This is a genomic window from Pauljensenia sp. C0170B5, assembly GCF_056590195.1.
This window is the reverse complement of sequence record NZ_JBWPVR010000026.1, coordinates 1-709: the sequence shown is the minus strand read 5'-3', so window position 1 is coordinate 709 and position 709 is coordinate 1. Positions and strand designations below refer to the sequence as shown.

Here is a 709-nt window from a genome sequence, read left to right as displayed (position 1 = left end):
GGCTCTGTTGCAAAAATCGTGAAGCTTGAGCATGCTTGGCGGAGATTGGACGGACGGAACGATGACGGATTTCAAGTGGCGCCATTTCCAGGGTGATGTGATCCTGTGGGCGGTGCGCTGGTATTGTCGCTATCCGATCAGCTATCGCGACCTTGAGGAAATGCTGGCGGAACGCGGCATTTCGGTCGACCATACGACGATCTATCGCTGGGTCCAGTGCTACGCCCCGGAGATGGAGAAGCGGCTGCGCTGGTTCTGGCGGCGTGGCTTTGATCCGAGCTGGCGCCTGGATGAAACCTACGTCAAGGTGCGGGGCAAGTGGACCTACCTGTACCGGGCAGTCGACAAGCGGGGCGACACGATCGATTTCTACCTGTCGCCGACCCGCAGCGCCAAGGCAGCGAAGCGGTTCCTGGGCAAGGCCCTGCGAGGCCTGAAGCACTGGGAAAAGCCTGCCACGCTCAATACCGACAAAGCGCCGAGCTATGGTGCAGCGATCACCGAATTGAAGCGCGAAGGAAAGCTGGACCGGGAGACGGCCCACCGGCAGGTGAAGTATCTCAATAACGTGATCGAGGCCGATCACGGAAAGCTCAAGATACTGATCAAGCCGGTGCGCGGTTTCAAATCGATCCCCACGGCCTATGCCACGATCAAGGGATTCGAAGTCATGCGAGCCCTGCGCAAAGGACAGGCTCGCCCCTGGTGC

General features: G+C 59.7%; 1 protein-coding gene. It reads left to right on the top strand.

Annotation, left to right across the window (positions count from 1 at the left end; translation table 11 throughout):
• Positions 1–61: 61 nt before the first annotated feature.
• Positions 62–709, top strand: a 648-nt coding sequence (locus AC1EJZ_RS11185) for an IS6-like element IS6100 family transposase (protein WP_480294998.1), incomplete at its 3' end; no start/stop codon positions are given.